The sequence below is a fragment of the Streptomyces sp. NPDC059456 genome, assembly GCF_042750055.1.
Taxonomy (GTDB): Bacteria; Actinomycetota; Actinomycetes; order Streptomycetales; family Streptomycetaceae; genus Streptomyces.
The window spans coordinates 4,926-12,107 of sequence record NZ_JBHYVA010000215.1 but is presented as its reverse complement, the minus strand read 5'-3'; the positions used below and the strand labels follow the sequence as shown (position 1 = coordinate 12,107).

The 7,182-nt window shown below is 74.8% G+C and carries 5 protein-coding genes; 1 reads left to right on the top strand and 4 read right to left on the bottom strand.

Translation table 11 applies throughout. The features are described 5' to 3' along the window. Positions 1–542 (bottom strand): helix-turn-helix domain-containing protein (locus ACFXA3_RS20110; RefSeq protein WP_385188484.1); only part of this gene is annotated, 542 nt, incomplete at its 3' end. 154 nt (positions 543–696) lie between these two features. Here ACFXA3_RS20110 and ACFXA3_RS20105 point away from each other — a divergent pair. Beyond that, the gene (locus ACFXA3_RS20105; RefSeq protein ID WP_385188483.1) at positions 697–1,737 is read left to right on the top strand and encodes an NAD(P)-dependent alcohol dehydrogenase; all 1,041 of its coding nucleotides are present in this window, start codon (positions 697–699) and stop codon (positions 1,735–1,737) included. A 41-nt stretch (positions 1,738–1,778) separates the two neighbouring features. Here the strand turns inward: ACFXA3_RS20105 and ACFXA3_RS20100 are convergent, their stop codons facing one another. From ACFXA3_RS20100 to ACFXA3_RS20090, 3 genes are all read right to left on the bottom strand, one after another. Continuing rightward, on the bottom strand, positions 1,779–3,185 hold the full coding sequence (locus tag ACFXA3_RS20100) for an APC family permease (protein WP_385188482.1): 1,407 nt from the start codon (positions 3,183–3,185) through the stop codon (positions 1,779–1,781). Positions 3,186–3,519: 334 nt separating this feature from the next. Continuing rightward, positions 3,520–5,715, bottom strand: coding sequence for a SpoIIE family protein phosphatase (locus ACFXA3_RS20095; RefSeq protein WP_385188480.1), 2,196 nt, complete (start codon positions 5,713–5,715; stop codon positions 3,520–3,522). Continuing rightward, a complete protein-coding gene (locus ACFXA3_RS20090) occupies positions 5,684–7,093 on the bottom strand; it encodes an MFS transporter (protein WP_385188486.1) in 1,410 nt (469 codons plus the stop codon). The genes ACFXA3_RS20095 and ACFXA3_RS20090 overlap by 32 nt, the downstream gene beginning before the upstream one ends. Between the last annotated feature and the right edge of the window lie 89 nt (positions 7,094–7,182).

Genomic DNA, 7,182 nt, shown 5'->3' with positions numbered 1-7,182 from the left:
CGCAGGCTCTCCGTGATGTGCCGCCCCCACGCCGCGAGGTTCACGACCCGCGGCGCCATCCCCTCGGGGTGCAGCGCGACCCGCAGCACGTTCACCGGCGGCGCGAGGAGGCGCTCGGCCACGCCCTCGGTCAGCACCCCGAACGCGGCGTTCGCCAGGACGAGTTCGCCGCGCGGACCGGCGACCACCGCCGGGTACGGAAGGTGCCCGGTCAGGATCGACCGCAGGGCCTCCATCGCCGGTCCGACGGCGGCGGACTCCCGCGGTGACTCCGCGTACGCCGGGGCGTAACCGGCGCTCAGCAGCATCGAGTTGCGCTCCCGCAACGTGAGCCCGAGGGACTCGGAGAGCCGCACCACCATCGCCCGCCCGGGGGTGGAGCGGCCGCTCTCGATGAAGCTGAGGTGGCGCTGGGTGGTCCCGGCCAGGGTGGCCAGTTCGAGCTGGCTCATCCGGCGCAGCGCCCGCCGGCGGCGGACCTCACGGGCGAACGGGGTCGGCGCGTCGGCGGCGGAGGCACGGGTGGCGGCAGTGGTGGCCATGCGTCCTTTCTAGCCCCCTCCGGCCGGACCCGGCCATTCCCCGCAGGGAATTGCCGGGCGTGTCCGCCGCCCCGGAACCTGGGCGCCGACGGCAGCCGCACACCGGCGGCGGCCGCACCGCACCGAAGCAGCACCGACAGGCCCGGAGGATGCAATGCGCTCGTACCACCTGGAAGCGTTCGGCGACATCGAGGGGATCGTGCCGCGCGACTCCGGCGGATCCCGGCCGGAGCCCACCGGCCCCACCGCCATCGTGGTCGCCGTCCGCGCCGCCTCCCTCAACAAGCGGGACCTGCTCATCCTCGACCGGAGCTACCCGCTGCCCGCCGTACCCGGTGTCGTACCGCTCAGCGACGGCGCCGGCGAGGTCGTCGCCGTCGGGGAGGCCGTCACCCGGTTCGCCGTCGGCGACCGCGTGTCCTGCGCGTACTTCCCGCGCTGGCGCACCGGCCGGATCACCCCCGACGCCTTCGACCAGCCCGGCTGCACCCTCGACGGGATGCTCACCGAGTACGCCGTGCTCGACGAACAGTGGGCGGTGCGCGTCCCCGACCACCTGACCTGGGAGGAAGCGGCCGCCCTGCCCTGCGCCGGGGTCACCGCCTGGAGCGCCCTGACCGGCGGCGAACCGCTGCTGCCCGGCCAGAGCGTACTGACCCTCGGAACGGGCCCGGTCGCCCTCTTCGCCGTGCAGTTCGCGAAACTCCTCGGCTGCCGCGTGGTGTCGACCACCTCCAGCGCGGACAAGGCGGACCGCCTCAAGGCACTGGGCGCCGACGAGGTCGTCGACTACCGGCGCACCCCCGACTGGGGCCGGGCCGTACGGGAGCTCACCGGCGGCCTGGGCGCCGACCTCGTCGTCGAGACGGGCGGCCCCGAGACCGTGGAGCAGTCGGTCCGGGCCTCCGCCCTGTACGGGCAGATCGCCCTGCTGACCACCGCCGCCCCCGGGAAGGCGGGCATCGCGATCTCGAACGCGGCGTACGCGTCCAGCCTCGCCACGATCCGCCGGGTCTTCGTCGGCAGCCGCACCCGGTTCGAGGACATGAACCGTGCGGTGGCCGCCCACGGCATGCGCCCGGTCATCGACCGCGTGCACCCCTTCGAGGAGGCCCGCAGGGCCTACCGCGAGTACGCGACGGACGCTCCCTTCGGCAAGGTCGTCATCAGCATCGACGGGGCCGCCCGGAACTGAATCCCGGCGGCCCCCCCGGCCGTGCTCGCCCCGGAGGGCCGTCAGACGGTGGCGGACTCGCCGTCCTCCGGGATGCTGACCAGCCAGCGGGTGTCCCGCCGCGGCCGCAGGTACAGCGCCCAGTACAGCGTCGCCACCGCGGTGATCCCGCCGGTCCACAGCAGGTACTCGGTGTCCTGCTGCTCCAGGATGTACGCGAGGACGGCGATCAGCGCGATCGGCACCGCCGGCCACAGCGGCATCCGCCAGGCGGCCACGTCGCGGTGGGCGCCGCGCCGGGCGAACAGCGCGGCCACCGCGACCAGCAGGTACATGGCCGTCACCGAGACGCCGGTGACCCCGTACAGGGTGTCGAGGTTGACGAAGCACAGGGCCGCGCCCGGGACGCCGACCAGCAGGGTGGCCACCCACGGGGAGCCGAAGCGGCCGAGCTTGGACAGCGCGTTGTTGACCGGCTCGGGCCAGGCCTTGTCACGTGCGGAGGCGAACAGCACACGGGAGTTCTGGATCACCATGACGATGCCCGCGTTGATGATGGCGAGGGCGACGCAGAGGCTGACGAAGGTGCCGACCGCCGAGTTGGACCAGGCGGTGACCATCCCGCCGAGGTCGCCCTCGGTCAGCGCCGCCAGGTCGGGGGCACCCACGGTGATGGCGATGACCGGGACCAGGATGACGGCCGTGGAGATGGCGAGGGTGGCCAGCACGGTGCGGGCGACGTTGCGCCGCGGGTTCTCCAGCTCCTCCGACAGGTAGACGGCGGTCGAGAACCCCTGGGTGATGAACAGTGCGATGGCGAGCCCGGAGACGACCATCATCGCGGTCACCGTCGACGTGCCGCCGCCCTCGGCCGCGACCGTGCCGTGCACCAGCGCACCGGCACCCCGCTCACTGTGCGCGAAGCCCAGTACGGCGACCAGCGCGGCGGCGACCACCTCCAGCACCAGGAAGATGCCGGTGATCCATGCGTTGGCCCGCAGGTCCAGCAGGCCGGCGAGGGTGGCGAGCAGCATCACGCCGCCGCCCGCGACCGGCGCCGGTATGTGCACGATCGGCGCGAGGTAGTCGGCGGTGCCCATGGCGATCACGGGCGGCACGATCATCACGACCAGCAGCGAGAAGACGAACACCAGCCAGCCGGCCAGCCGGCCAGCCATGGTCGACACCATCGCGTACTCGCCGCCGGCGCTGGGGATCAGCGTGCCGAGCTCCGAATAGCAGAACGCCACGCCGATGCAGAGCAGCGAGCCGATGGCGATCGTCAGGGCGGTCCACGTGCCGAGGGAGGCGAACAGGTCGGGCACGACGACGAACAGGGTCGAAGCCGGCGTCACGCACGACAGCGTCAGCAGTGTGCCGCCGACGACGCCGATGGAACGCTTGAGCTTCGGGGGGACGGGCCCGGTGGCGGGGGCGAGAGCCTGAGGGGCGCTGATCGTTTCAGACATCGGTGCGGGGTTCCGATCGGCTGGTGCGGTGAACTGAGGTGCGGGAGCGGTATCGCCTCCGAGGCGGTGGTCAGCAGGGTGGTTCAGTGGCTCCCGGGCCCGTATCGAATCCCTGCGGGATCCGCAGGTCAAGAGCGGTTCCCCTGCGGATTCCATCGTCGCGTCGGGCTGCGGCCGGCCCACGGCCGCGTTAAGACCGCGTAAACGCTGCACAGAGTCCGGGTGCGGGAACCGCAGCCGCGCACCGGCAAATTTTCTTCCGCTTTGCCGACATGTGCCCCCGGCGACACCACCTGCCCAAGGGGTGGGCACCCGCCACAAGATCCACCGGCGCTCACACCGCCCCCGTCGCACCCCCGGCGGGCGGGCCCTTCGTCCGCGAGGCCAGCAGCAGCGCGATGTCGTCCGGCCGGTCCGCGAAATCCCCCGCCTCGCCCACCAGCCGGTCGGCCAGCTCCGTCAACGGCGACGGCCGGGCCGCGGCCAGCGCCGCCCGCAGCCGCTCCACCCCGAGGTCGATGTCCTCACCCGCCTCCTCGACCAGCCCGTCGGTGTACAGGGCGAGCACCGCACCGGGCGCCAGCCGCAGCTCCGTCACCGGGTACGCGGCGTCCGCGTCGATGCCGAGAACCACCCCGCCCGGCAGGTCCAGCACCTCGGCCCGCCCGTCCGCATGCCGCAGCAGCGGCTGCGGGTGACCCGCCCGGACCGCACGCGCCCGGCCCGTCACCGGGTCGAGCAGCACGTAGCAGCAGCTCGCGAACTGCCCCGGATCCAGATCGATCAGCAGCCGGTTCGTCCCCGACACCACCCGTTCCGGCGGGCTGCCGCCGAGCGTGAACGCCCGCACCGCGCTGCGCAGCTGGCCCATCGTCGCGGCGGCCGCCACCCCGTGGCCCTGCACGTCCCCGATCACCAGCGCCAGCAGGCCCTCGCTCGTCTCGACCACGTCGTACCAGTCCCCGCCCACGTCCATCCCCTGGGTTCCCGGCAGGTACCGGCCCACCGTCTGCACGTTCTCGCGCACCGGCAGCCGGTGCGGCAGCAGCGCCGCCTGCAGCCCGCGGGCCAGCGCCGCCTCGGAGTCGTAGCGCTGCGCCCGCTCCAGGGCCTGCGCGATCAGCCCGGCCAGCGCCGTCAGCACCGTGCGCTCCTCCGGGCTGAACCCGCGCGGCGCGTCGAAGCCGAGGATGCACGAACCCACCGGCCGCCCCGACGCGATCAGCGGCAGGAACGCGCGCGCCCCCACGTGGGCGTCCAGCGGGATCCCCGGGTAGGCGGCCGCCAGGTGCTCCATCGACTCGAAGAACATCGGCCGGCCCGTGGTCAGCGTCTCCACGCCCGGCAGCCGGACGTCGAGCCCCACCCCGTCGAACCGGTCCAGGAAGCCCTGCGGGAAACCCGTCTCCCACGCCAGGTGCAGATGCCGCTCGTTGAGCAGGTAGATCGCCAGCTGCCGGCCGCCGAACGCGGGCAGCAGCTCCTGGGTGACCACCGCCGACACCTGCCGGGCCGTGACCGCCTCCGTCAGCGCGATCGCCAGCGCCACCGGCCGGTACAGCGCCGAAGCCCGGTCGTCCGTCGAACCCAGCCCCGCACCCGGCCGGACCACCGACCCCGGCGCGTAGGCCGGCGCGTCCGCCGGGCCGATCGTCACCGTCACCCCGTCCCGGCTCGGGTACAGGGCCACCGTCACCCACTCCCGGCCCTGCTGCCGGCCGCGCCGCGCCGCGAAGTGCACCGGCTGCACGGACATGAACACCCCGCGGAAGTGGTCCTCGTACGCGGGCTGCGCCAACCAGGGCACCGCCTCCCACACCACCCGCCCGCGCAGCTCCGACGCATCCAGGCCCAGCAGCCCCGCGGCGGCGTGGTTGACGAACCGGATCCGGCCCTCCCGGTCCACCGAGAGCACCGCCAGCGTGAGCCGGTCCACGGCCTCCCGCGCACCCTGCGCCCTGTCCGGCGGCGGCACGCACAGCGGATCACCCGTCCACAGCACCGGATCCCCGGCCGCGGCGAGCGCGGCGAGGTGCGCACCCAGCCCGTCCGCGGCGGCGCGCAGCCGCTCCCGGTCGGCGGCGTCGACCCTGCCCCCGGGGGTCGCGGGCCGCAGCACGAACAGCACCCCGAACCGCTGCGCCCCGGCCATCACGGGCTCGTACATGGAGCCGAAGGGGAACGGCAGCCCGGCCATCATCTGCGGGAAGCGCCGCATCGCCGCGTCCGCGTCGGGCAGGTGCACCGACTGCCCCGAACGGAAGGCCTCGGCGACCGGGTAGGGACGGTTCACGTGCATCCGCCACCAGGGGCGGAACAGCCGTCCCGGCAGCCCCGTCAGCACGGCCAGCAACAGCGGGCCCTCGGATCCGGAGCGCACGTAGACCCCACCCGCAAATCCGCCGACGGCCTGCACCGCATCGACGGCGGCCCGTGCGAGTTCCCGGGCCGCGGCGTCGCTGGCGGGGCCGCTGCTGTCCGGTCTCGCCGTCACACAGTCAGCATGCGCCCCCGGCGCCGGACGCTGCATCCCGGCGGCCGGCGCGCCGCGCGCCGCCCCCCGTGCGGTAGCCCGCCACCACCGCGACCGCCACCAGCAGCAGCACCGCCGCCACCGTGGCGAGCGCGACCCCCATCGCGTCCGTGAACGCGCCCACCTGCGCCGGATCCCGCGGATCGCCGTGGAACCGGGAGGCCAGCACCGTGCCGACCACCGCCACGCCCAGCGCCGCGCCGATCTCCCGGGCCGCGGTGTTCAGCCCGGACCCCAGCCCCGCCTGGTGCGCGGGCAGCTCGGCGACCACCGTCAGGGTCAGCGAGGGCGCGCACAGGCCGGTCCCCACCGACAGCACCAGCAGGTAGCAGGCGTACAGGGCGTACGGAGTGCCCGCGTCGACCGTGGCCACCAGCAGCAGCCCGGCCCCGATCAGGCCCAGCCCCGCGCCGACCGGCAGCCGCGGCCCCGTCCGCTCCGCCAGCCGGGCGCCCAGCTTCGGCACGAGCGCCATGCCGACGGTCAGCGGGATGATCGCCAGACCCGTCCGGGCCGGCGAGAAGCCCTTCGCGTACTGGAGGTACTGGGCGTTGACGAAGAACAGGGAGAACAGTCCGAAGAAGCCGGCGCCGATCCCGAGCGCCCCGGCGCGCAGCTTGCGCGAGGTGAAGATCCGCGGGTCCAGCAGCGGGCGCGCGGCGCGCAGCGCATGGCCGGTGAACGCGGCGAGCAGCACGCCGCCCGCGCCGAAGGCGGTCAGCACCGCCGCCGAGGTCCAGCCGTACGCGGGGCCCTCGATGATCCCGTAGACGACCGAGAGCAGCGCCCCGGCCAGCAGCATCGCGCCGAGCGGGTCGACGGAGGCGTCGGACCGGGCCGGCGTGCGCGGAACCGTACGGGATACGGCGAGGGCGAGCAGCACGCCGAGCGGGACCACCGCCCAGAACAGCGCCCGCCAGGTCAGGTACTCCCCGGCCAGGCCGCCGCCGACGTTGCCCGCCAGGCCCCCGAGGCCGGCGGACAGCGTCCACGTCGCCAGCACCTGGCCGCGCCGCTCGGGCGGGCTCAGGTGGACCAGGACGGACATGGTGGCGGGCATGATCAGAGCCGCACCGGCCCCGCACAGCCCGCGCCCGGCGATGAGCACCGCCGGGGCCTGGGCGAGCGCGCTGACCGCCCCGCCCGCGGCGAACAGGCCGAGCCCGGCCAGCAGGGCGCCCTTGCGGCCGTACCGGTCGCCGAGGGCGCCCGCCGGGATCAGCAGCGCGGCGAAGACGATCACGTACGCGTCGACCGCCCACAGCAGCTGGCCGGGGGTCGGGTGCAGGGCGGACGCGGCGAGCTGCGGGATCAGCAGGTTGACGGCGGCGACCATGGCCTGGGCGACGAGCACGCAGGCGCAGAGGGCGAGCAGCGCGGCCCGGGTGAGTGCGGCGGGCGCCGGGGCGGCCGGGCCGGGTGGCGCGCCCCCCGCCGCGCCCCCCGCGCGCGCGGCCGGCGGGT